We start from the raw sequence: 23,006 nt of genomic DNA, 5'->3' as shown, positions 1-23,006 counted from the left end.
TTAAGGGAGGGAGCGCGCATGGTAAGGGAATGCTGGCACCGGTTAGAGCAAAACTTTGACGTATTGGAGGATGAAATCACCAGGCGTTTACGCAGTGAAGAGGTTTATATGATGTGGGTTCAGCGAAGGATTGCGATTCAAGTGCAGCATCCGTTTATCAAGGACGTGATGGATGGAGATTCCAGTGTTTTTCCAAATGATCAGGACTACCAAGCATGGCTGGAGGTTAAAAAGACGCTGGATGAAACGACCCGTATGGAACGAATGGCTCTTTATTGGCAAGGGCATGTGGATTGCTATGCATACCTGAAAAAAATAGGGGTTCTCAAGCCGTAGAGATCACATGTGATGAGCCTGACAAGTCTGTTGCCGACCGGTAACAGGCTTATTCACGTTTTTCTCATCTGTGTGCAAATTGTGAATAACGTTGGGGATAAGTGAGCAGGATGAAGGGCTGGAAAGGAGCGAGTCGATGGCCTATGTAAGTAAAGAACAAATCGAACATGCCAAGCAGTGGGACCTGCTAACGTATTTGCAGCATGTCGAGCCTTACGAATTGGTAAAATGCTCACGAAATGCTTATGCAACCCGCAGTCATGACAGCTTAAAGATTTCAAACTGCAAGTGGTTTTGGTGGTCACGTGGGTTTGGAGGACGTTCGGCGCTGGATTATCTCATTAAGGTGCGGGGAATCTCCTTGCCGGAGGCGGTGCTGCATCTGAACGAGCAGACTGCCATCTCGTCCTCGCCGGCAGCACAAGCTATCCCGGAGGAGGGGGGTGTACCATTCACACTTCCCGAAGCCTATGAAAATGCAAGCCGAGTGGTTGCTTATTTGCGCAGACGGGGAATTGCCCACGAGGTGCTTGAGGCGTGTCTTGAAACTGGGCGTCTGTATGAAAGTCGGAACTATCACAATGCCGTATTTGTCGGCTTTGATGAGCAGGACGAGCCTCGCTACGCGGCGATTCGCGGAACGACAAGCACTCGCTATATGGGAGAAGTACCGGGCAGCGATAAGCGCTATGCCTTCTCCCTTACGCCAACAGAGAACAACGCTGAATTGCATTTGTTTGAGAGTGCCATTGATCTGCTGTCCTATTGCACATTCATGTTGAAGTGGGGAAAGGACTGGCGGCAAGTCCATCTTCTGTCGCTTGCGGGGATACACCGCTCCACAGAGAATAAGGGGGAGTCGGCGCTTCCGGCTGCTCTTCTCTCCTATCTGAATCGCCACTCGGAAGTAAAGCGACTGGTGATGCATTTGGACAATGATGAGCCGGGACGCTTGGCAGCAGAGATGATCGGGCAGCAACTGGCTCAGAGCTATCAGTTGGAGAATGAACCGCCAGTCCAAAAAGATGTAAATGAGGACTTGATGGCTTACAAAAAACAACGTGAATATCCATCACGATAACGTGTGTTGCACAATGGCATGCCGATTCAACATACGCAATTCCAAGGTGATGAAGTCATCCTGAACTGGATGAGAGCTTCTCGAAGACGCTGTCCGCACGGTGTCTTTTTTGTTTGCCCGCAGCCCCTCTCTTTTTCCCGGCAGGTGCCTCGGGGCAACGTGTAACGTTGCAGCAAGCACTGAATTTGGTCTCCCAAATCCGCTTGTTAGGGGCTTAGCCCCTAATACCCCCGCCTGGCGGTTCGTCATGTTTGCTTGTCAAATGGATGCATCAGGAACAGTCTTTTCTAATGATGTCTTTTTTTCAAGACTACCTTCATTCATTTCAGAAAGGAGCTGACACATGCGAAAAAGAAGCATTCGCATTCAAGTTTGGGTCAATCAGGAAGAAGATCGCAGGCTTCAAAAGCAAGCGAAACAGTCGGGACTGTCTCGGGAAGCATACCTTCGCTCGTTGATTAACGGCTATGTCCCCAAAACGTTGCCACCCCTTGATTACTACACCATGCTGCGCGAGCTTCACGCCATTGGCAATAACCTGAACCAGCTTGCGGTGAAGGCGCATACGACCGGTCATTTGGATCACGCTTCCTTCCAGCGTGAAGCGGATGATTTGCGGCGCGCTGTCCAACGGATTCAAGAGGCGGTGACTGCGCCGGAGTCACGCAGCGCACCTTCTTGAACCACATAAGGAACAAGCAATATGGCTACGACCGCGATATGGGACGTGACTGACCGTCTGAAGCGTGTATTGAACTACGCCGTCAATCCAAATAAAACGGACCAGGGGCGCAAGGTAGTGGATGGCTTGCAGCAGACACTTGCCTACACTAGCTCGAATGCGAAAACAGAGCGGCAGCTTTATGTGAGAGGTATCAATTGCGATCCCATCAGCGCACATGAGCAAATGCTGCGAACCAAGAAGCGGTTTCAGAAAATAGGTGGCATCGTCGCATTTCATGGCTACCAGTCCTTTGCGCCGGAGGAAACGACACCGGAACTGGCGCACGCCATTGGCGTGAAGCTGGCGCAAGCGCTTTGGGGGGAACGCTTTGAAGTAGTAGTTGCCACCCATCTCGACAAAGATCATTTGCACAATCACTTTGTTCTCAATTCCGTCTCCTTCATGGATGGCAAACGATATTACGACAATAAGGCTTCCTATGCGCTGATGCGGCAAACCTCCGACCGGCTATGCCGGGAGCATGCCTTATCCGTCATTGAGCAGCCGGAGCGCGGGAAAGCCAAGCAGTACGGAGAATGGCGAGCCGATCAGGAAAGCAAACCGACATGGCGCGGCGTCATTCGCGAGGACATGGACGCCGCTATTGTTGAGGCCAGGACAATGAGTCAATTTTATGCGCACCTTCAAGCAACGGGCTACGAAATCAAGGCACATTTCAAGCATGTGGCTGTTCGTCCACCAGGTAAAGAAAGATTTGTTCGCTTACGAACCTTGGGCGAAGCCTACGGGGAGGAAGCGATCAAGCAACGTATTTTGGGCAGTGCATTGCCCAAGAAAAAGTCGGCTCTTCCGCTTCCAAATCGTAAACGCGTGGTGCAGGTTCGTGGGAAACGCCCAGACAAGCATCGCAAGCTTTCCGGCCTTCAAGCTTTGTATGTCCGTTATCTATATGTATTGGACATTGTGCCTCGCTACCGTTCGTCTTCGAGACGAGCGTCTTTTTTGTTGAGGGAGGATTTGCGTCACTTGTTGCAGATCATTGAACAAACCAAGCTGCTCTGTCGTCATCGGATATCCAGCCGAGGGCAATTGACCAGCTATATTGAAGCCCGACAAGCTGAGATGAAGGGGCTGAGTCTTGATCGCAAAAGCTGCCGAAGACGCTTGCGTAGTTGCCGACAACCCGAGCAGATTGCGGCGTATCGGGAGCAGGTCGCCGCGTATTCCCGGCAATTGGCGCAGCTTCGAAAGGAGGTGAGGCTTTGCGTGGGCATTTTGTCGCGCTCCAATACAATCAAGGACAAGCTGCAACAGCAAGAAGAGCATGAAAGGAAATCAAGGCGCAAGGAGGTAGAAGCCCATGAGCGGAAACGAGGCGGCCGATCAGGTCGTCAGCATGAGTCTGCGCGGTATTGAAGTGATGGCGAAAATATCTGGCGAAGGCGCAAAGCATCTCGCGGCCTATTTGTTCGCCGTGCTGCAAGGGCAAAAACAGACGAGGGGCCGCACCCGACTTGAGAATCTGCTCCGCAGCGGGAAGGAACTGAAGGTATTCGCCGTGCGGAATGAGGACTTGCCCACCTTTTGCAAGGAAGCGAAGCGCTATGGTGTCCTGTATTGCGCGTTGCGGGACAAAAAGAATGTGGATGGTCTGTGCGATGTGATGGTGCGCGCCGAGGACGCCTCAAAGATTAACCGGATTGTAGAACGCTTCCAATTGGCTACCGTGGATACGGCCAGCATCAAGCAAGAAATTGAACAAGCCCGTCAGGTGAAGCAGCCGAGCAACATGGAAGCGGAACGAGCGATGCCAGCTGTGGAGCCTCAAGAGACGATAGCCGAGGATCCAGCGGCTCCCTCAACGTCGATCAGCGAGGAATTTTTGGACGAGCTGCTGGGAAAGCCGGAACCGCCGGAGGGGGTGGAGCCGGGAAACGAGGTGCCGGAAAGCGAGCAACCGGTAGACGTGAAGGAGCCGCTGGCCGAAGTGGAGGAGCCGGAGTTTCTCCCCCTGCCCCGCCAATCCGAGAGCCAGAACCAACCGGAACCCCTCTCTCCGTCCGCGCATACCTCCGCGCACAGCGAGGCATCCGAAACAATCCATGAACAGCCTAAGCAGAAGGTGTCTGTGCGGCAATTGCTGCGGGAGATCCGGGAAGAGAATCGCGCCGCCGATAAGCAACGTCAGCAACAGCTGCAAGAACGGGAACCGGGCTTGCCAAAGCGAAAAGGGAGGGGCAAGGTGCCTGTTGCTGTGAACGCTCCGGTCGAGACACTAAACCGCAGCAATCGGAAGAGGGGGAAAGCCAAGTGAGCGAATGGGATGACTTGCTCCGTCAGGAAGCGCCACCGATGACGGCAGCTTCACAACCCTTCGACAAGGAGGCGTGGGTGCAGAAGAAACAGGAACTGCGCCAATGGACATATGACACCATTGATGCTACTACGGTTGAGGTCGTGCAAACCGGCGAACAGCTTCAACAGTATTTGGATGTGCAAAGCCGCTTTGGCCGGTACAGTGTTTCCAATGCGCTGCTCATCATCGCTCAGCGGCCAGAGGCAACGCGGATTGCCGATTTTGAAGGCTGGAAGGCAATGGGATGCCACATTCGGCGGAAAGAGACGGGCTTTTATATTTTGGAGCCAGGCGAGACGTATAAAAGGGAGGATGGCCGTACAGCGGTAAGCTATAATCCGAAAAAAATGTTTGATGTTGCCCAGGTAATTGGAGAGAAGCCGGCTTTGCCGTCCCTGCCAGACGAACGCACCTGCATCAAGGCGCTGATGCATCGTTCACCGGTTCCGGTTCAGATGGGCGATGCCTTGCCGGCAGACAAGCATGCCCTCTATCAGCCGGATGCCGGGCAGATAGTCATTCGCCGCGGGCTGTCAGCCGGAGATATTTTCCGTTCGCTTGCGCAGGAACTGGCGCATGCGGAAATGGACCAGGGCAAGGCCGACTACAGCCGCTCGGAGCATCAGACCCAAGCGTACAGCGTGGCCTATATGCTGAGCAAGCAGTTCGGCGTGGAGACAGCGGGCTTTCGCTTTAACCGGTCGGTAGAAGGGTTGAAAGGGCTGGAGCCGCAACAGATACGTGCGGAGCTTGCCGTTATTCGGGACACGGCTCATACGATGAATAGCCGGATGTACCATCTGCTAGGCCAATTGCGGCAGCAGCAGCCGAGTCGCAGTGACACGGCTCGTTAACGCTATGCCTGACAAATGAACATTTCGATGACGCGGGAGGAAGGACGATGAAAGAGGACGAGCGTATTCTGAACCTGGATCATTATGAGCATGGCATTGTCATCAACGCCCTGAATACCCTGCGTAATGGCTTGATTGGAGAGCGGCGGCCGACAGATGCCGTCGATGATCTGCTGCTGAAAACGATTGATGCCCCTTACCGGAAATCGAAGCATCGGAGCCCGCATGCGGCGCGCTAATTCCGCAACGAGTCAGCTTATACTCGTTGCGGTTTTTTTATTGCCGGTCATTTGGCTGGCGCTGCAAGCCGCCCCTGCTCTTTCCAGCGGCTTGCCCGCGCTGCTGCTGCAGCTAAGCACGGCAATGGAGCATCCCTTCCGTATCCGCTGGGTGGCGGATACGCCGCGCAGCCTGATACTCTTTACACTGGCGTATGTCATCTGTATCGGCGTGTATGTATCTTCACAGCGTAATTATCGCAGGCGCGAAGAACACGGAAGCGCTCGCTGGGGAAAGGTGAAGCAGCTCAATGCCACATACCGAAGCAAACTGCCGGGACAAAACAAAATCCTGACGCAGCGCGTTCGAATTGGTTTGGACGGCCGCAAGCATCGACGAAACTTGAATGTGCTGGTGGTCGGCGGCTCGGGAGCAGGGAAAACGCGCTTCTATGCTAAACCGAACGTTATGCAGGCCGCAACATCTCTTGTGGTGCTCGATCCCAAGGGTGAGATTTTACGAGATACCGGCAGCTTGCTACGCGCAGAAGGGTACGACATCAAGGTGCTGGATCTCATCAATCCGCATCTGTCGCACGGCTACAATGCTTTTGCCTACCTGCAGGACGACAAGGACGTACTCAAGCTGGTGACGAACCTCATTCGCAATACGACACCAAAGGGCAGCAATACGAACGATCCGTTTTGGGAGCGTTCCGAAACGGCGCTGCTGGAGGCGCTTGTGCTGTACCTGCTCTACGAAGCGCCGCCGGAGGAGCGAAATTTCCCCATGGTGATGGAGATGATCGCCGCAGCGGAAGTTCGCGAAGAAGATGAAACGTATCAAAGCCCGCTGGATGAATTGTTCGAGCGGCTAGCAATGCGCGAGCCGGAGCATTTGGCGGTTAAGCAATACAACATTTTCAAGCTGGCAGCAGGCAAGACAGCCAAGTCGATCCTGATCGGTCTCGGCGTACGACTGGAGAAGTTCAATCTGCCAACCATTGCAGGCATGAGTGTGGTGGATGAACTGGATTTGTCCGACATGGGCACGAAAAAGACGGCGCTCTTCGCTGTCATTCCCGATAACGACAGCAGCTTCAACTTTATCGTCGGCATGTTGTACACGCAGTTGTTCCAGAGCTTAATGTATGAAGCCGATTATCGGCATGGGGGGCGCTTGCCCGTTCATGTCCATTTTGTGATGGACGAATTTGCGAACGTCGCTTTGCCAACAGAGTTCGACAAGCTGCTCTCGACCATGCGCAGCCGAGAAATTTCGGTATCCATCATCCTGCAAAACCTGGCGCAGCTCAAAGCATTGTACAAGGATGAATGGGAATCGATTGTCGGCAACTGCGACTTGTTCCTGTATCTCGGCGGTAATGAGCAATCTACGCATAAGTATGTGTCGGAACTTCTGGGCAAGGAGACGCTCGACACGAATACGTATGGACTCAGCAAAGGACGCAATGGCAGTTATTCGATCAATTATCAGCAAACAGGTCGGGAACTGCTGACGCCGGACGAGGTTCGGCTGCTGGACAACCGTTATGCGATTTTGTTTATCCGCGGCGAACGGCCGGTGTTGGATGAGAAGTATGATGTGCTTCGGCATCCCAACGTGTCATTGACGCTGGATGGCAAAGGAGAAGCCTATCGGCACGGCGAGGCGGAGCATGCTGTGAACTGGACAACGGTGGTCCTACATGAGCAAGGTGATTATGAATTGCTGTCAGAGAGCGAGCTCGAAGAGTTGATTTTACAAGGAGATGATCGGCATTGAAGCGTAAAACGCAAGGATTGCTGACGTTCGGCATGATGCTTGGACTCGGATCGCTATGGGCTTCGACAGCCTATGCCACAGGCGATCCGATGGAGACAGTCAATAACTTCTCCAATTTCATTTTTGGCTTGATTCGAGCGGTAGGGATGATTATTTTGGGCTTCGGCATCGTTCAGATTGGCCTGTCGCTCAAGTCGCATGACCCGTCCCAACGAGCCAACGGATTTTTAACTTTAGCGGGTGGCGTCATTATTACGTTTACGAAGGAAATTCTAGCTTTAATTGCGGGATAACCGATCACGCCGGAGGGGAGCGCTCGCTTCTCCCCTTCAGGACTAAAGGGTGAGAGCATGTCGAAAAACAGTTGGATCGAAGAAAATCTGGAGAACGCGTTGAACACCTGGAACGACAAGATGAACGAGATTTGGCAGCTTGTTACGCAGTCGCCAGCCGAGTTTAAGGGTGGTGCGATCTGGCAGGTCGTCACGGATATTCACGGAGCGCTGCAGGCGACCGGGCTTGCGCTGCTGGTGCTGTTTTTTGTGGTCGGTGTGATGAAGACGGCGGGCAATTTTGCCGAGATCAAGCGGCCCGAACTGGCCGTCAAGCTGTTTATTCGCTTTATTCTTGCCAAGGCGGTTGTGACTTACGGGCTGGAGCTGATGATGGGGCTGTTCACTATCGTGCAGGGTGTCATTACGACGATCATGGGGAGCTCCGGCTTTGGGGCGATGGAAGGGATCAGTCTGCCAGGCACGATTTCACAAGCGATTGAGGATGTCGGGTTTTGGGAGAGCATTCCGTTGTGGATTGTCTCCTTGCTTGGCAGCCTGTTTATTACCGTGCTGTCGTTCATTATGATTTTGTCCGTTTATGGCCGGTTTTTCCGCATCTATTTGTATACCGCGATAGCGCCGGTTCCGTTATCGGCTTACGCGGGGGAGCCGAGCCAAAGCATCGGGACTTCCTTTCTTAAGGGATATGCGGCGGCATGCCTGGAGGGTGCCATCATCGTGCTGGCTTGCGTCATCTATGCGGCCTTTGCCGAAGCGCCGCCTGCTGTTGAGGATGGAACTGGGGCTGTGTCGATGATTTGGACCTACATTGGTGAGTTGATCTTTAACATGCTCGTACTGGTTGGCGTTGTCAAAATGGCAGATCGAGTCGTGCGAGAGATGATGGGCTTGTAGAGAACGGAATCTTACTCCGTTTCCTCGCCGAGCAAATGGCCGACAGTAATCTCCAACGCTTTGGCAATGATCAGTACTTCGTAGTCTTGTACAAGTCGATCTTGGCCTTCTAGACGTGAAAGACTGGTCGGGCTGAGATCAAGTCCCAAAGTTTGCAGTCGAGCCAGAAACTCCTTTTGCTTCATCTTCCTTGCTTTGCGAATGGCAACCACCCGGGAACCGATAATATTTTTATCGCCAGGCGGGTCTTTTCGATGCTTCATGGTGGACACCTCACAATGGTTTACATTGTACGAAATGGCATGGTTGTTTTAATGCGAATATCGAATTAAAATAAAATAAACCGATAATCGCATTAAAATCCGTCGTCGTTGTCTACTATTTACAAAGGAATGGGTATGTAAACCGAACAGAGGAGTGGATGAATGAGCCGTTTTCAAAAAATATTGGAAAAGGAACGGCAAAAGCTGAACCAACTTGGAGCAGAATCGTTAAGACAATATATTCCGTTGGCAGAAAATCCAAAGGTTCAGAAACAAAGCCGTATTGTAGATGAATTGGTTGCACAATATCAACAAAGAACGGTCAAACGACGTCATTCGGTGAGATAAAGAAAGGAAGGGGACGCATGGGCAATGGAGTTCCTGCCCCAATGTCAGTGTTTTTCAGAATAGCAGTAGCATGATGAACAGCGATTAGGGCTCGTGGTCCGATGAAATGTTAGCTTGGGAGTGATGCAGATGGAGATCAAAATTAACCGGGAGATCCGGGCGTATACGGAAAGCTTATTCTTTGGACTGTCCTTGCGGCAGTTCTTTTTTTCTGTTCTGGCCATAGGCGCGGCCATTGGCCTGTACTTCGGCTTGCGCAATCATGTGGGCATCGAAACGGTGAGCTGGATGTGCATCCTAGGGGCTGCTCCCTGCGCAGCGCTGGGCTTCATTCAGTATCACGGCATGACCGCAGAGCAGTTGTTATGGGCGTATATTAAGTCGGAGTTTCTGATGCCTAAACGACTCGTCTTTCATTCGACAAACCATTACGTTGAAGCGCTCCGGGTGAAGCTGCGGCAGCGCGGTCTGGAGGAGACGCGATGATAAAAACGCTCAAGCGCATCCTGAGTCAAGACAAGGAGCGGTTTTTTATTCCCAAGGGTGTTCAGCAAGCAATCCCGATTCGAGCCATGTGGCCGGACGGGATTTTTTTGGTGGGCAACAAGTTTTCCAAGTCGTTTCGCTTCGAGGATATTAATTATACCGTAGCCTCGCGAGAGGACAAGGAAGCGATGTTCCTCGCTTACGGCGAGCTACTTAATTCATTGGACAGCGGAGCGACGACGAAAATTACGATCAACAATCGTCGACTGAACCGGACGGACTTGGCGGACTCAATTTTGATCCCGCTGCGGGAGGACGGGTTAGACCCGTATCGGGAGGAATATAACCGCATGCTGCTCGACAAAGCGACCGGAGCCAATGAGACTTATCAGGAAAAGTATATCACCGTCTCCATTGTAAAAAAGAACATTGAGGAAGCGCGGCAATATTTTGCGCGGATCGGTGCCGAGTTGTCCGGGCATTTTACACGGCTCGGCTCCAAATGTACGGAGCTGAATGCGATGGATCGCTTGCGCAGACTTCATGATTTTTACCGAATAGGGGAAGAGGGCGGCTTTCGTTTCGATTTGTCGGAGACGATGCGCAAGGGGCATGATTTCAAGGACTACATTTGTCCGGATACGCTGGAGTTTGAGCGGGATCATTTTCGGATGGGGCGTTTCTACGGTCGCGTGATCTTTCTGCGGGAATATGCTAGCTACATCAAGGACAGCATGATTGCCGAGCTGTGCGACCTGAATCGAAACCTGCTCCTGTCGCTCGATGTCATCCCGATTCCGACCGACGAGGCGGTGCGCGAGGTGGAAAACCGGCTGCTCGGCGTGGAAACCAACATTACGAACTGGCAGCGGCGACAAAATAAGAACAACAACTTTTCGGCGGTCATCCCTTATAACATGGAGCAGCAGCGCAAGGAGAGCAAGGAGTTTCTGGACGACTTGACCACGCGGGATCAGCGGATGATGTTCGGACTGCTCACGATGGTGCATATCGCAGAGAGCAAGGAGCAGCTTGATCAGGATTCCGAAGCCTTGCTGACGACAGCCCGCAAGCATCTGTGCCAGCTTGCTCCGCTGACCTTCCAACAGATGGACGGCCTGAATACAGTGTTGCCGTATGGGCTTCGCAAGGTACAAGCGTTGCGGACGCTCACGACCGAAAGCACGGCAGTCTTCATCCCGTTTCGCGCCCAAGAGGTGATGCATCCCGGCGGTGTTTACCAGGGGCAAAACGTCATCAGCAAAAACATGATCTTCGCCAGTCGCAAGCAATTGCTGAACGGAAACAGCTTTATTTTGGGCGTTCCCGGCTCCGGCAAAAGCTTTACTGCAAAACGGGAAATCGTGAATCAGGTGCTGGCAAGCGACGATGATGTGATCCTGATCGACCCGGAAAGGGAATATTCCGCCTTGGTGGAGGCGCTTGGCGGCGAGACGATTCATATCTCGGCCACATCGCCGAACCACATTAATGCCATGGATTTGAATCGGCAGTATGGAGACGGGGCCAATCCAATCATTCTGAAATCTGAGTTTGTATTGTCGCTGTGTGAGCAGTTGCTGGGCGGGTATCCGCTCGGGGCGAAGGAAAAATCGCTGATCGACCGTTGCACTGCCAGTGTCTATCGAGGCTTTTTGCAAAGCCAGTATAAGGGGGAGCCGCCGACGTTGCGAGACTTCCATGCGGAGCTGCTTAGGCAAGCGGAGCCAGAGGCGCAGGACATCGCGCTCGCGATTGAATTGTTCACGTCGGGCAGCCTGAACACCTTTGCCCAACCGACCAACGTGAATGTTCATAATCGGCTGATCAGCTACGACATATTGGATTTGGGCAAGCAGTTGCTGCCGATTGGGATGCTGGTGGTGCTGGACAGCATTCTCAACCGTATCACGCAAAACCGGGTAAAGGGCAAGAACACGTATATCTTCATTGATGAAATCTATTTGTTGTTCCAGCACGAATATAGCGCCAACTTTCTGTACGCCTTGTGGAAACGCGTTCGAAAGTATGGCGCTTTTTGTACGGGCATTACACAGAATGTAGACGATTTGCTGCAAAGCCATACCGCGAGGACGATGCTGGCCAACAGCGAGTTTATCGTAATGCTTAACCAGTCCAGCACAGATCGGAAGGAACTCGCGGAGCTGCTAAACATTTCGGACTTGCAGCTATCTTACATCACCAATGTGGACGCCGGAAACGGACTGATGAAGATCGGAAGCTCGCTTGTGCCCTTCGCCGATCAGTTCCCGCGGGACACGATGCTATATCAATTGATGACGACGAAGCCAGGGGAATAGATAACCTGATTTCGAGGTTTTCTACTTGAGAAAGATAGCTGCCCGCCATGTGAAATGCGCTCGCCAATTGACAGTCTATTTGAAGCATGATGAAACCTCAAAGGGGAGGAACTGTGGCACTTGGCCCAAGTTCCTCCCCTTTTATCGTAGAATCAAGTATTCCAGCGCTATCCAAAGAGAGTTTGACGAGCCGTTTGCTTGATCTTTTTTCGTAAGCGATAGATGCGCGTCGTGACAGCCGTTTTCGACAGATTGTATTTTTGGCTGATCTCGTGTATGGAAAGGCGATCCTTGAAGTAATCAACATAAAATTCCGTTTCCACGCGGCTGAGCTCCTGCAAGACATGACGAACCATTTTGTTCATGTCCAAAGTACCGATTAAAACCTCGTACAATTCACAACTACTGACTTTCAATTGATTGGCTATGCTGTCGCTGATCGCAATTTCGTATTTTCGTCGTCGATAGAGCTCCCGGTAATACGCGTTAACTTGATTCCTCGCGGTCTTGTACAACCATCCCGCAAGATTGGGGTGAGCCTGCAATACCGTAATATTCTCTTGCACCTGTACAAAGGTGTTCTGCGCACATTCCTCGGCCAACTCGCTAGCCTGTCCCCTCATTAGCCTCTTGCAGTAGTTCAAAACTCGGGTGAAATACCTGCGAAACACATCCTCGAAAAACGTTTCATTACTCCTGAGCATCATCATATTCGCGTCCTCCTTCTAATTCAGGTACTAAGACAACGACTAATGGAACGGAGCGGCTGGCACCGTTAACGAATTTAACTTTTGTTCATCTCCCCTTTCATAAACAGCTATTTATACAAACAGCAAGCAGACCCAGAAAGTCTTCCCACCGCTGTTTCTTTGACAATCCCCTCCGCAATTTGAATTGTTCCAAAGGCGTTGTTCAACTCTTGACGGAGTATCTCCTTCGATCGAGTACTCCCGAAAAACGGTGTCGAATACCTGATCCCTTCGTCATGGATTAACATTTTTTTGACGATTTATGTGATTTTACGACTATGAAGCGACATTATGTATAAGGGAATTTTAACCTAATTTAGATACTAAGACCAATAGACCTTTAGGACTAAATCTTTTTAATGAAGTATCAGGCTTGAGGTTTCGATCATCCATCATTTGCATCTTGGTTAGCGCCAGGACAACCCGAGACAAGCAATCACAGCGGTGCTGCCTTGCAGGCAGGAGCTGATAGATATGCGATCTCCTCGAACGCACGATCGATTAATTTCTTTACGAAGTCTTGCTGCCGGTAGTGGGCAGTCTGCTTTCTTGAGTCAATCGGTCATTCGTTGGCCGAAATATGTTGTAGTCGGAACCTCTCAAATTTGGGGTTCTTTTTGTTTGCCAGAACGTCGAAGGAAGCGATGGGCAAGCAGCAAGGGCTGCCGTTCTCCGCCTCCGGTTTGGTTTTTCAAAAAAACCAATCTGGAGGCGATCATAATGAAGCTAAAAGTCAACCTGCGCGAAATCTATCCCTTCTATCAAACGGATGTTTGGGTGGAGGTAGAAGAAGAGATGGCTCGTGAACTGAGACAGTTTGAATTAGATGAAAACGCGTATATTTTAAAGCGATATCGAAATCGTGCCTATTTCTCCCTGAATCGGGAGGATGGCATTGAGCAAGAAGCCTTGTACAATACGGCTTCTCCAGAGGAGCTGCTGTTGTATAAGGCATCCCGTGAAGAATTGTACAACGCCCTGTGTCAATTGCCGGACAAGTGGGTGCAACGCATTTATGCGCATTATATGTTGGGTATGAGCAAAGTAGCGATCGCGCGATCGGAGCAAATTGATGAAAGTACCGTTCGTAAATCGATTGAACGGGGACTTAATCGACTAGCACGGTTGTTAAAATCGGAGTAGATGAGCCGTGAGATCGGTAGAAAGATCATCATTTGAAACATAACATATGGAACGTAGAGTGCCCGATTCGAGCTCCAAAATGAAACGGATAGTAGAAGGACTTTTTTGGCCTTCTTGCTTCTATCGATTATTTTGAGAGGAGAATACACATGAAGCCCACTTTATTCCGAGACTCCGAACACGAAGCCTTCTACTATCGGATGCTGGATGAATGTCGGAACGTAGACGGCTATCATCGCGCATTGTTTTACACGTTGGGTATATCCAAGGATACCCGCGGACACATTCACGACGTATTCGACTTTTCTAACGGGGGGATAAAGCCGGAGGGCTTGTCCGCCCCATGGCAAACGGGTAGTTCTGTCCGTACTTGCCGTTTGGCATTTAATCTTTGGAAGGGCTGGAGCCAGGCTGGAGCGGAACGATATTCCACTCCGCACGAGCTTTTCGATTGTGGTTTTGCTCCTTACTTTGTTGAAGCAATCCGTCTTCGGTATCCCGAATACTGCAAGGTTCAACTCCCTCCCGTTAACTTCAAAGCAGAACGTAGCCGGTAGGTAGGGAGGGCATCAGCGGTGAAAAAGCTAAAAACCAAAAGGATCGTTAAGTCGATCAAGCAGATTAACAAGCAGGCTCGCGTACTCCAGAGAGGGGTACTCCGAAGGAACAACACCGCCCGCTACAAAGAGCAGGAGCGGCCTCGTTCTACTTCGGTGGAGATACAGGACCGCAATGATGCGAATATGCAGCGAGCAATAGGAAGCATCATACATGTATCAATGGTAGCTGCAACCACAATCCGAAAGCGATGGCACCATGCCAATCAGGCATATCATTCTCATCCAGATGCCGACCGAGATTCGCGGGCGAGCATGCCTATCCGATTAATGCGGTGGCCAATTAACAGGATGCAACCACGAAACGCAAGGCAAAAATCGCAGCGCTTAACTGGAAAGGCGGTGGGTCAACACCTGCCTGAGAGGCAACCAGCCGGGAAAAAGAGGGTTGGATATGCAACAGCCAGTATCAAAGCGGCCCACAACGTAAAAGTGAAAGGATATGCGCCGCGGCGGAGGATGGCCGCTGCGGCGGCTTCTCCGTTAGCGGAGAAGATGAAACAGAAAGGACCGATTCGCCAGAGGAGAGCGCTGAAGATGGTGGCTCGCACGATTAAGTCTGCTCATCTCTTCGCATCAGAGGCAGGTCATGCTCGTAAGGAAGAAAAGCATGTTGTTCAGCAGAAGCGAATGCTACAGACTGCAATCCAGGCTCGGCATTCGATTCAAGCGGCACGAGCAGTCGCCCAGATGAATCTTCGTTTGATGAAAATACTCGTTCGAGCCATAGCACTATTGGTTAAGGGAATGGCTGCGCTATTGGGAGTCAGCAGCAGTGTTATTATTCTGCTATGCATCATCATGATCATCGCGGCGCTTCTCTCCTCCCCGTTTGCCATATTCGTGGCAGATGAAAATACAGAACTGGCTACACAGAAGATATCTTTGATTGTGGAAGAGTTGGATGAACAATTTAAAACTCGATTGGTGCAGGAACGGCAGGCGGCTGGAGATGTAGATCGCGTAGAAATGCATTACACCGGCAGCGCGGACAACAGCCGTATCGACAACTGGCCGGAGGTACTGGCCGTTTTTGCGGTCAAAACGTCCATGTCCACGGTGGGCATCGACGTGGCAACGATGGATCGTAGGCGGGTAGAACTGCTTCAAACGGTCTATTGGGATATGAATCAACTCGCTTCGTATGTTGAGACGCTTGAGCATACGGAAATGGTCGCCAATGAGCAGGAGGATGGAAGTATAGAGGAGCATTCGGTGACCGAATATGAACGCGTTTTGCATCTGTCGATTACAGCCCGAACGGCAGAGCAGCAAGCGGCTCTCTATGATTTTAATGCTGAACAGACCGATATCATGAACGAATTGTTGTCTGCCGCCTTTCGCCCCATGATGCTTGCGCTACTTGGCAAGGACGCGCATGTAGGCTTGTCAACGGGGGAGCTCGAGGCGATCCGAACGGACTTGCCAGTCGGTGTGCTTGGAAGCCAGGCCGTTGAGCTGGCTTTGACTCGATTGGGTGATCCTTACAGTCAGCTAAAGGCGGGACAGGGCAACTATACAGATTGCAGCTATCTCGTTCAGTGGGTTTATCAACAATTGGAGGTCGGCTTGCCAAGAACGGCGGCAGAGCAGGCGCGTTTCATTGTAGACAACGGACTTTCGCTCACCGCAGATGAACTGACGGCCGGCGACTTGATTTTCTGGAGCTACGAGCAAAATGGACGATTTATGGATATTACGCATGTCGGCATCTATGCCGGTAACGGCAAGGTCGTTGACGCCTCCTCCAGTCGCTTGCAGGTTGTTTACCGGAATGTATTCGACGCAGAGCTTCAAGTGATGTATGGGAGGCCCTATTTTAATTGATGAAAGTTGGTTTTGTTATTTCAGATTTATTTTAATTTGATCACCTGTAAAACCTATCACAGCCCTACAGACCTTTGGGCATATTACCGAAGAGTTGAGGGAATTTGTTTAACATGAAATACAAAAACTCATAAAATCAAGCACTGACGACGGATCATTTAGGGGATAAGAACCAGTTTTGGAGGATGAAAATATTAAATTTGATTTGGTAGCAAAAACAGTTGCAAATTCCCCGTTCCCACATGGAGGGGGAACAGGATTTCAAGACTAATTTTGCGATTATTTTTCATTTCCATAAAATACATTTTCGTTTCATGCTAAGTCATGCCCATCGATTTGGGAAAGATTCAGACATTTTCAACTTGAGCATACGACCACTTCGAACCAGTACGCCAGCACAAGCTTAATTTTATAGATTTTTTTAATTCAGGTTAAGCTATGATATATTGGTTAAATACCGCTTAGCTTCAGAAGAGGCCACTGAAAAAGTCCGTTTAATCTAAAAGAGGTACAGGCCTTTAAGAAATTGAAGAGGCTGTGCCTCTTTTGACGTATAATGGAGACATTACATAAAGCGGGTGAGAGCGGATGATTCGGCAACAACAAACGTTGGTTTTAAGTCCTTATGTGGCACTGTATGACATCGTCGTGCCAAAGGACAATATGCTTCGTCAAATCAATGAACTGGTGGACTTCACTTTCATATACGAAGAACTTGAAAACAAATATTGCTTGGACAATGGACGTAACGCCATTAACCCCATTTTCATGTTTAAATATTTGCTTCTGAAGGCGATCTTTGAATTATCTGACGTTGACATTGTAGGGTGTTCGAAGTATGACCTGTCGTTCAAATATTTTCTCGGCATGGCACCGGAAGGCTCCGTTATCAAATAAAGATGGGGCCGCTAGCAAGACCTACTCGGTGACGATTACTTCAAATGAACACTCGGGACAAAAGGCGCTCCAAGATACCAAGTATTTCAAAACCAAGTCGAAGGAACGCTACAAAAATGAAGGCAAGAATAGTGAACTCAAACATAGACACGGGTACGATGTGGCCACATCCTCGGGTCTGCTTGGCATGGAAATGCAAGGAGGAATGGCCATATTTGCCGTGAATCTCAAGCGGCTCTTAAGCTAACATTCTGAGAATTCCAGAAAAAAAAGTCTGTAAGAGCTAGAGAAAGAGGCATTCGCATCCTAATAAATGGGAGTGAACGCTTTTTTTGCTTTTACTGAGCTTGGCTGCGAAGAAAAACGTAAGTTCTTCAGTGGCCTCGCTTCAGAAGCGAGTCTATTTTTGCTTTGTTTTTGGCCAACTGCGTAGTTCTATTTGTCTAGACATTCAAGCCTTTCCACATCATAAGCGCCGCTCCTGTTGCAACGGCATCCTCTCTAAGTATACCTTTCGAAAAGAGTGGCATATATTCGGGATAATAATAGGTGTTACCGATCGCTACCTTTATGGCAGTTCGATAAAACGATTCATGCGCATTGATTAACGTTCGGCCAAGGATGATGCATTCCGGATGAAAGATATTAATCAAATTCGTCAGCCCGATACCCAAATGCCTTGCGGACTTGAGGAACAGCTCCAGAGCAACAGGTTTTTCCAGTGTCAATTCACTCAATAACAGGTCATATTTGATGTCCTCCGGCTTAACAGGGGAACGGCTAATAAGGCCGGATCTCCCAAGCTTCGCTTCGGATTGCGCCAGTCGTTCAATGGCTTGTACGGATACATAGGCTTCAAGCGCTCCGTAATTTCCATGGTCATGCAGCCGGGGTCCGTCCGTCTGAATAATCATCTGACCGATGGAGCCTTCTCTGTCAACCGATCCGCGAACGATTTGGCCATAGGACATCATGGACGAACGCAAGCTAACGCCCACATGGACGTAGAGCATTTGCTGCAGTTGGGACTTCCGCATGGCCCAATGCTCGCCGAGCAGTGCTGTGTTGGCGCCATTGTCCAGCTTGGCCGTTATTCCGTTTTGCTCCTGAATGAGCTTGCAGATCAGGACGTTCGTCCAGCCCTTGGCCGGAAAGTAGAGCGGATTAAGAATAATGCCTGCATCTCTGTCCAGAGGTCCGACCGCTCCAATGCCGATTCCTTTAATCCGTTCAATCGTTAATTTGTGGTCGAACAGAAGCGTGCGAATCGTTGTCGCTGTTTGCTTGACGAACTTCTCGGGGGTCATGTCTTCATCCATACGCCATCTCGTAATGGACATGGGATTCCGTACAACCCTAAAGTGGAGTAGAAACGAGAAATTTCAAGCCCGAAGAAATAACCCCAGGACGGGTTGATCTGAAACAGGATCGGTTTTCTTCCCCCGTTTGAAGGGCCGAATCCTGATTCTATAATAAGCTTCTCGGACAAAAGTTCGTCCAATAGACAGTTAATGGTGCTTGTTTTGCTATCAAATAAGGGCATGAGTTCTGCTTTCGAGACCGTCCCTTGCTTCGCAATGCGCTCATAAAGCGCTTTTTTTGTTGTGATTCGGTTTGCATCTATGTCCATTATTCGATCCCTGCTTAAGACGAGTTTTCTGTTACCTCCCTAATCATAACCGATTAAATTCAGGCAAGCTATCTTATCACAAGGGAAGTGTTCTTTTTCCGAAAAACGAAAAACATTCTTATTCCCGAGTATTCCGATTATGTTTGAAGTTATAAATGATTCATTTCAATCCCTTATCGCGTTCATCATCATATCTTATAGCCTTATCAATAGATACTTAATTCCAAAATGAAAAAAAGATGATATACTAATGTCAAACAAGGAAATAGATAGGGGATGTCAGGTGTGAAAACCGAAAAAGTTGTGCTGTGGACGATCTTTCTTACGTTTCTGAAGATAGGACCTGTTACGTTTGGCGGAGGGTACGCCATGATACCCGTTATAGAGCGGGAGGTTGTCGAGAAGCGCAAGTGGCTGGAAACGCGGGATATTGCGGACATATTCGCCGTGGCCGAATCGATACCCGGGGCAATCGGCATTAATTCCGCGACATTTATCGGCTATCGGGTCGCAGGCATTAGAGGGGCACTGGCCGTTGGTTTACAGCATCGCAGATCCTTATCTTCTTAGGCTCACTTGCCGCTTTATTGATCTTCCGCAAGCATCCGGTATATGTTATTATGGCATCAGGACTTATAGGTATAGCCCTCTACGGCTAGCAGTTGTATGAGGGCTTTATATGACGAGATCATAAGGAGGCCTTACAATGGACGACCACAACAAACCAGCATGCTGCTCGACATCCCGAAGTGAAGTGACTTCCTTACAGCATATAGAACGACTAACCGCTCAGAATATAACCGTGCGGAACACGGTTTCTTCGGATACGATGGTGACGATCCCCGCTGGCGTATTTATGATGGGGACGAACTCTCCGGAAGGCTTCCCGGCGGATGGGGAAGGACCAGCTCGAATGGTAACAATAGATTCTTTCCAGATAAACCCTTATGCGGTGACGAATGCTGATTTCGGAAGGTTTGTAGAGGAAACGGGATATGTGACAGAAGCCGAACGGTTCGGGTGGTCTTATGTCTTCCATTTGCTGGCTTCCGCCGAGACCAAAGAGCGGGTTGCGAATGTTCCCCAGGCCGTTCCTTGGTGGCTGGTCGTGCACGGTGCGTTCTGGGCGGCTCCGGAAGGCCCCGACTCGAACGTCTCGGAGCGAATCAACCATCCAGTCGTTCATATATCTTGGAATGACGCTAATGCCTATTGCGAGTGGGCAGGCGTCAGGCTGCCGACCGAAGCAGAATGGGAGTATGCCGCCCGAGGGGGGCTGGAGAGAAAAACGTACCCATGGGGAGACTTGTTGAAGCAGGATGGGGAGCATCAATGCAATATTTGGCAAGGGAAATTCCCGATTAAAAACAATGCGAGCGACGGCTATATTGGTACTGCGCCAGTCGATGCGTACAAACCGAACGGCTTCGGTCTTTACAATATGTCCGGCAATGTATGGGAATGGTGCTCGGACTGGTTCACTCCTGCTTATCATCAAGTGACACCGGACAAAAACCCGCATTACAACAAACTAACGGACAAGCGTTCCATGCGCGGGGGCTCGTACTTATGCCATCGTTCTTACTGCAACCGATACCGGGTCGCGGCGCGAAGCTCCAATACACCGGACAGTTCGACGGGAAATTGTGGATTCCGGGTCGTGCGGTCGCTGGAGAGTAAAATGATGCAAACCTACAAATAAGAGGTGGATTCGCATCTTCAGCAGCCATATGGCGCGGGGCGTGGTAGCGCAGTTACGGCTGGGGCACTGGTCTATGCTCAATATTTCCTGAACTGCGCCTATCTTGCAGGCTACAAGACATCCTATATAACGGGCTCTTCTCTGTTGAGCGACGGCGGGGTTTAGCTCCGGCTGCATAAGATTATTAATACTTTAAGGTGCCTAGCAACTGTGCTTGGGCACCTTATTTCATTACCTGTTTTCAATGAGCTGTATTCAATCCTTTTTTCGCCCCAATCTACGATATTCTCCTGGTGTCATTCCTTCCTTCTTCTTGAATCGATCAATAAAGTAAGAAACGTTAATATATCCGGCGCCCGTAATAATATCTTTCACAGACATATCTGTCTGCAAAAGCTCTTTTTTTACATGCTCGGTGCGCAGGTCAAACACATAATCGGTAAAGGTAGTCCCAGTCATATCTTTGATCGAGCGACTGATAAATGATTGGGATAGTGACAGCTCTTCTGCCATTTGGCCCAGGTTAAATTCATATAACAAATAATTGTCATGAATATAGCTCATGATTCGTTGACCCAGCTCTGTTATTTCCTCGTTCTTGCGCTCCTTAGCATGCTGGCATAGCGTGACCACACATAGACTCATATCCCGTTTGAACTGATCCATGGACTGTTGATTGACGAGTTGCTTGAACGTTTCGGTTTGATGAGGCAAGGCTTGCGCATGAACCAGCTTGAATATGGAGTTGACTAAATCCGATGTCATACATTTTGTCATCAGGAGCGACTTTTGTTCGTTAATCTCCAGAATAATTTGTTCAAGAGATTCCAGCGCCAACTGCTCGTCCCCTTGTTTAATAGATTGGAGTAAAGTGAGCTTAATGTCAGCGGAATACCAGCGAGTTGAATCCTGCTCATTCCAGTTGACGACATCAAGATAGTTAATCATGCTGCCAGAAGGGAATTTTAGCTCATATTCCTTTGCAGCTAATGATTCAATATACGATCTGTGAATACACAGAAAGGTGTCGTAGGTTCTGCCTATACTAATAGTAGGGCGAGTTCCGATTCGTTCGGAGATAACCTTCTGCAACTCTTTGACAATATGGTCAACGCTGCTTGACGGCTCATGAAATTGGTTAGATAGGCCTACGATACAAGCGAAGGTTCCGCGGCGATAAAATTCGATTGGATATATGGCTACATTCTCATTGGAGCAATCAGCCAAGCTGTTCGATAACTCTTTCGTTAATGTGGTATTTGCTTCTTCAGCGCTAAAGCTGAATATGAAGTGTGAAACGCCACGCAGGACTAACTGATGTTCCTTCATGAAGGCGTATATATCGGACTCCGCGATAAAGTATCCGCTAATGAGCTTGACCAAAAATTGATCCTGAATTAATTGCTTCTGATTCTCCATCTGATAGAGAAGAGATTGTTGACTTTGTGACATGCTTTCAAAGGAGTGGGCAATATAATCAAATTCTTTATTCATGTTAGGACGTGCTGCTTCAAGCTCTAGCTGAATTCTGGAGATTAATTGCTGAATAGGCTTGTAAAATCGCTTGGATATCAATATAGCAACAGCTACCCCGATAAATACTAACGATATCAACAGGTACACAATTAAGTTTGTTAGCTTGAGCACTCGTTGATAGAACTGATCAGTAGGAATCAGAGTCATATAAGTCCATCCTGTTGCCTCCGATTTGACCCAAGACACGGACATTGAATCGGATTCAATAATCATAGCGGACTGCTTACTCATCGAAGCTTGATCTTGAAGATTATTGATAAAGTCATCTGTAAGTGTCAGCTCATTCGTCTTGGAAGTAAGAAGGCTTCGATTCTGATCGAATACGAATACAGCACCTCTGAAGTCTCCTAAGATCGGAGCCATTAGCTTGTATAATCGTTGGCTATCGAACAAATAAAGCACGATGCCATGCGGGTTGAGTGATCGAACAGGGAAAGGAATGCCGATTGTCATAATCTCTTTGGAAATATTGTTCGTAAGAATAGGCTCTGATGGTCGAACAAAAGGCAACTTGTGTTCCTCCAGTTCATTGATCCAGTGCTCGGTCACCCCCGTCTTGCTCCTATAATAGTCCTTGATTAGTGAGGATGTGTTATATAAGCCATTAGATGAATAAAAATAACCGCTTTCAAATTGATGATAGAAAATTTCCTCGAAGTAGGAGGAGCTTGCTTTGTACTTCTGGATTTCCTTAATAACCTCTATAGAGGCGTAGGTGTCGTTAAGGAGATGATAGCTGGACATATCAGGGTTCAAGGACATCAGTACGGTCGTTTCTGTTAAATCCAAGAACTGCTGGTCCATCAGGTCTACAGCCTGGTGGAGCCTAGCCAGATTGGTCTCTTCAATTTCTGTTCGGAGAGCGCTTACAGCTCCTGCATATATAAAAACACCTAAAATAGCTACCGGAATACTGAACATAATAATAAATGCGAGCAGGTATTTGGTGTATAAGTTCCATCTCATGAGGGCACTTCCTTT

The 23,006-nt window shown here is 49.5% G+C and carries 24 protein-coding genes and 1 pseudogene; 20 read left to right on the top strand and 5 right to left on the bottom strand.

Going from position 1 to position 23,006, the window contains the following annotated elements; translation table 11 throughout:
• Nucleotides 1–18: 18 nt before the first annotated feature.
• The 10 genes from ACIFSR_RS31350 (at nucleotide 19) to ACIFSR_RS31305 (ending at nucleotide 8,506) form a co-directional block, all read left to right on the top strand.
• A complete protein-coding gene (locus ACIFSR_RS31350) occupies nucleotides 19–336 on the top strand; it encodes a DUF6664 family protein (RefSeq protein ID WP_430062853.1) in 318 nt (105 codons plus the stop codon).
• 136 nt (nucleotides 337–472) lie between these two features.
• On the top strand, nucleotides 473–1,417 hold the full coding sequence (locus ACIFSR_RS31345; protein WP_430062850.1) for a DUF3991 domain-containing protein: 945 nt from the start codon (nucleotides 473–475) through the stop codon (nucleotides 1,415–1,417).
• A 343-nt stretch (nucleotides 1,418–1,760) separates the two neighbouring features.
• Nucleotides 1,761–2,099 (top strand): plasmid mobilization protein, encoded by a 339-nt coding sequence (locus ACIFSR_RS31340; protein ID WP_430062847.1) that lies wholly within the window; start codon nucleotides 1,761–1,763, stop codon nucleotides 2,097–2,099.
• A gap of 21 nt (nucleotides 2,100–2,120) precedes the next feature.
• A complete protein-coding gene (locus ACIFSR_RS31335) occupies nucleotides 2,121–3,518 on the top strand; it encodes a relaxase/mobilization nuclease domain-containing protein (RefSeq protein ID WP_430062844.1) in 1,398 nt (465 codons plus the stop codon).
• Nucleotides 3,463–4,416, top strand: a complete 954-nt coding sequence (locus ACIFSR_RS31330) for a PcfB family protein (RefSeq protein WP_430062841.1) — start codon at nucleotides 3,463–3,465, stop codon at nucleotides 4,414–4,416. The genes ACIFSR_RS31335 and ACIFSR_RS31330 overlap by 56 nt, the downstream gene beginning before the upstream one ends.
• The gene (locus ACIFSR_RS31325; protein WP_430062838.1) at nucleotides 4,413–5,312 is read left to right on the top strand and encodes a hypothetical protein; all 900 of its coding nucleotides are present in this window, start codon (nucleotides 4,413–4,415) and stop codon (nucleotides 5,310–5,312) included. The genes ACIFSR_RS31330 and ACIFSR_RS31325 overlap by 4 nt, the downstream gene beginning before the upstream one ends.
• A gap of 47 nt (nucleotides 5,313–5,359) precedes the next feature.
• The gene (locus ACIFSR_RS31320; protein WP_430062835.1) at nucleotides 5,360–5,551 is read left to right on the top strand and encodes a hypothetical protein; all 192 of its coding nucleotides are present in this window, start codon (nucleotides 5,360–5,362) and stop codon (nucleotides 5,549–5,551) included.
• Complete coding sequence (locus tag ACIFSR_RS31315) at nucleotides 5,538–7,316, top strand: VirD4-like conjugal transfer protein, CD1115 family (protein ID WP_430062833.1); 1,779 nt, start codon at nucleotides 5,538–5,540, stop codon at nucleotides 7,314–7,316. The genes ACIFSR_RS31320 and ACIFSR_RS31315 overlap by 14 nt, the downstream gene beginning before the upstream one ends.
• Entirely contained in the window at nucleotides 7,313–7,609 is a 297-nt protein-coding gene (locus tag ACIFSR_RS31310) for a glutamyl-tRNA amidotransferase (RefSeq protein WP_430062830.1), read from the top strand. Before ACIFSR_RS31315 ends, ACIFSR_RS31310 begins: the two co-directional genes overlap by 4 nt.
• Nucleotides 7,610–7,666: 57 nt before the next feature.
• On the top strand, nucleotides 7,667–8,506 hold the full coding sequence (locus tag ACIFSR_RS31305) for a hypothetical protein (RefSeq protein WP_430062827.1): 840 nt from the start codon (nucleotides 7,667–7,669) through the stop codon (nucleotides 8,504–8,506).
• An 11-nt stretch (nucleotides 8,507–8,517) separates the two neighbouring features.
• Here the strand turns inward: ACIFSR_RS31305 and ACIFSR_RS31300 are convergent, their stop codons facing one another.
• A complete protein-coding gene (locus ACIFSR_RS31300; RefSeq protein ID WP_277747940.1) occupies nucleotides 8,518–8,769 on the bottom strand; it encodes a helix-turn-helix domain-containing protein in 252 nt (83 codons plus the stop codon).
• Nucleotides 8,770–8,931: 162 nt separating this feature from the next.
• Between ACIFSR_RS31300 and ACIFSR_RS31295 the strand changes: the two genes are divergently transcribed.
• From ACIFSR_RS31295 to ACIFSR_RS31285, 3 genes are all read left to right on the top strand, one after another.
• Nucleotides 8,932–9,117: an aspartyl-phosphate phosphatase Spo0E family protein gene (locus ACIFSR_RS31295; protein WP_430062824.1), complete on the top strand. Its 186-nt coding sequence runs from the start codon at nucleotides 8,932–8,934 to the stop codon at nucleotides 9,115–9,117.
• A gap of 129 nt (nucleotides 9,118–9,246) precedes the next feature.
• The gene (locus ACIFSR_RS31290) at nucleotides 9,247–9,603 is read left to right on the top strand and encodes a PrgI family protein (protein WP_430062821.1); all 357 of its coding nucleotides are present in this window, start codon (nucleotides 9,247–9,249) and stop codon (nucleotides 9,601–9,603) included.
• A complete protein-coding gene (locus tag ACIFSR_RS31285; protein WP_430062818.1) occupies nucleotides 9,600–11,924 on the top strand; it encodes a VirB4-like conjugal transfer ATPase, CD1110 family in 2,325 nt (774 codons plus the stop codon). The genes ACIFSR_RS31290 and ACIFSR_RS31285 overlap by 4 nt, the downstream gene beginning before the upstream one ends.
• Nucleotides 11,925–12,091: 167 nt before the next feature.
• Here ACIFSR_RS31285 and ACIFSR_RS31280 read toward each other — a convergent pair whose 3' ends face one another.
• Complete coding sequence (locus ACIFSR_RS31280) at nucleotides 12,092–12,634, bottom strand: RNA polymerase sigma factor (RefSeq protein WP_430062815.1); 543 nt, start codon at nucleotides 12,632–12,634, stop codon at nucleotides 12,092–12,094.
• Between the two features lie 513 nt (nucleotides 12,635–13,147).
• Between ACIFSR_RS31280 and ACIFSR_RS31275 the strand changes: the two genes are divergently transcribed.
• The 5 genes and pseudogenes from ACIFSR_RS31275 to ACIFSR_RS31255 all read left to right on the top strand — a co-directional run bounded on the left by ACIFSR_RS31275 (nucleotide 13,148) and on the right by ACIFSR_RS31255 (nucleotide 17,404).
• Nucleotides 13,148–13,816 (top strand): RNA polymerase sigma factor, encoded by a 669-nt coding sequence (locus ACIFSR_RS31275; RefSeq protein ID WP_430062812.1) that lies wholly within the window; start codon nucleotides 13,148–13,150, stop codon nucleotides 13,814–13,816.
• A 149-nt stretch (nucleotides 13,817–13,965) separates the two neighbouring features.
• Nucleotides 13,966–14,373, top strand: a complete 408-nt coding sequence (locus ACIFSR_RS31270; protein WP_430062809.1) for a DUF6075 family protein — start codon at nucleotides 13,966–13,968, stop codon at nucleotides 14,371–14,373.
• Between the two features lie 18 nt (nucleotides 14,374–14,391).
• Nucleotides 14,392–16,260 carry a C40 family peptidase gene (locus ACIFSR_RS31265; RefSeq protein ID WP_430062807.1) on the top strand — a complete coding sequence of 623 codons (1,869 nt, stop codon included), beginning with the start codon at nucleotides 14,392–14,394 and terminating at the stop codon, nucleotides 16,258–16,260.
• A 588-nt stretch (nucleotides 16,261–16,848) separates the two neighbouring features.
• A pseudogene (locus ACIFSR_RS31260) lies at nucleotides 16,849–17,151 on the top strand (transposase); the annotation flags it as partial.
• The gene (locus ACIFSR_RS31255) at nucleotides 17,099–17,404 is read left to right on the top strand and encodes a transposase (RefSeq protein ID WP_430062804.1); all 306 of its coding nucleotides are present in this window, start codon (nucleotides 17,099–17,101) and stop codon (nucleotides 17,402–17,404) included. The pseudogene ACIFSR_RS31260 and the gene ACIFSR_RS31255, both read left to right, overlap by 53 nt.
• A gap of 196 nt (nucleotides 17,405–17,600) precedes the next feature.
• Here the strand turns inward: ACIFSR_RS31255 and ACIFSR_RS31250 are convergent, their stop codons facing one another.
• A complete protein-coding gene (locus tag ACIFSR_RS31250; RefSeq protein WP_430062800.1) occupies nucleotides 17,601–18,497 on the bottom strand; it encodes an ROK family protein in 897 nt (298 codons plus the stop codon).
• On the bottom strand, nucleotides 18,461–18,787 hold the full coding sequence (locus ACIFSR_RS31245; RefSeq protein ID WP_430062797.1) for a hypothetical protein: 327 nt from the start codon (nucleotides 18,785–18,787) through the stop codon (nucleotides 18,461–18,463). The genes ACIFSR_RS31250 and ACIFSR_RS31245 overlap by 37 nt, the downstream gene beginning before the upstream one ends.
• A 285-nt stretch (nucleotides 18,788–19,072) precedes the next feature.
• Between ACIFSR_RS31245 and ACIFSR_RS31240 the strand changes: the two genes are divergently transcribed.
• A complete protein-coding gene (locus ACIFSR_RS31240; RefSeq protein WP_430062795.1) occupies nucleotides 19,073–19,357 on the top strand; it encodes a chromate transporter in 285 nt (94 codons plus the stop codon).
• Nucleotides 19,358–19,493: 136 nt separating this feature from the next.
• A complete protein-coding gene (locus ACIFSR_RS31235; RefSeq protein WP_430062792.1) occupies nucleotides 19,494–20,489 on the top strand; it encodes a formylglycine-generating enzyme family protein in 996 nt (331 codons plus the stop codon).
• Nucleotides 20,490–20,744: 255 nt separating this feature from the next.
• Here the strand turns inward: ACIFSR_RS31235 and ACIFSR_RS31230 are convergent, their stop codons facing one another.
• Nucleotides 20,745–22,991, bottom strand: a complete 2,247-nt coding sequence (locus ACIFSR_RS31230) for a helix-turn-helix domain-containing protein (RefSeq protein WP_430062789.1) — start codon at nucleotides 22,989–22,991, stop codon at nucleotides 20,745–20,747.
• Between the last annotated feature and the right edge of the window lie 15 nt (nucleotides 22,992–23,006).

This window comes from Paenibacillus sp. NRS-1760 (genome assembly GCF_050467785.1).
Taxonomy (GTDB): Bacteria; Bacillota; Bacilli; order Paenibacillales; family Paenibacillaceae; genus Pristimantibacillus.
The sequence above is the reverse complement of the archived record's forward strand: the minus strand, read 5'-3'. Positions and strand labels throughout refer to the sequence as shown.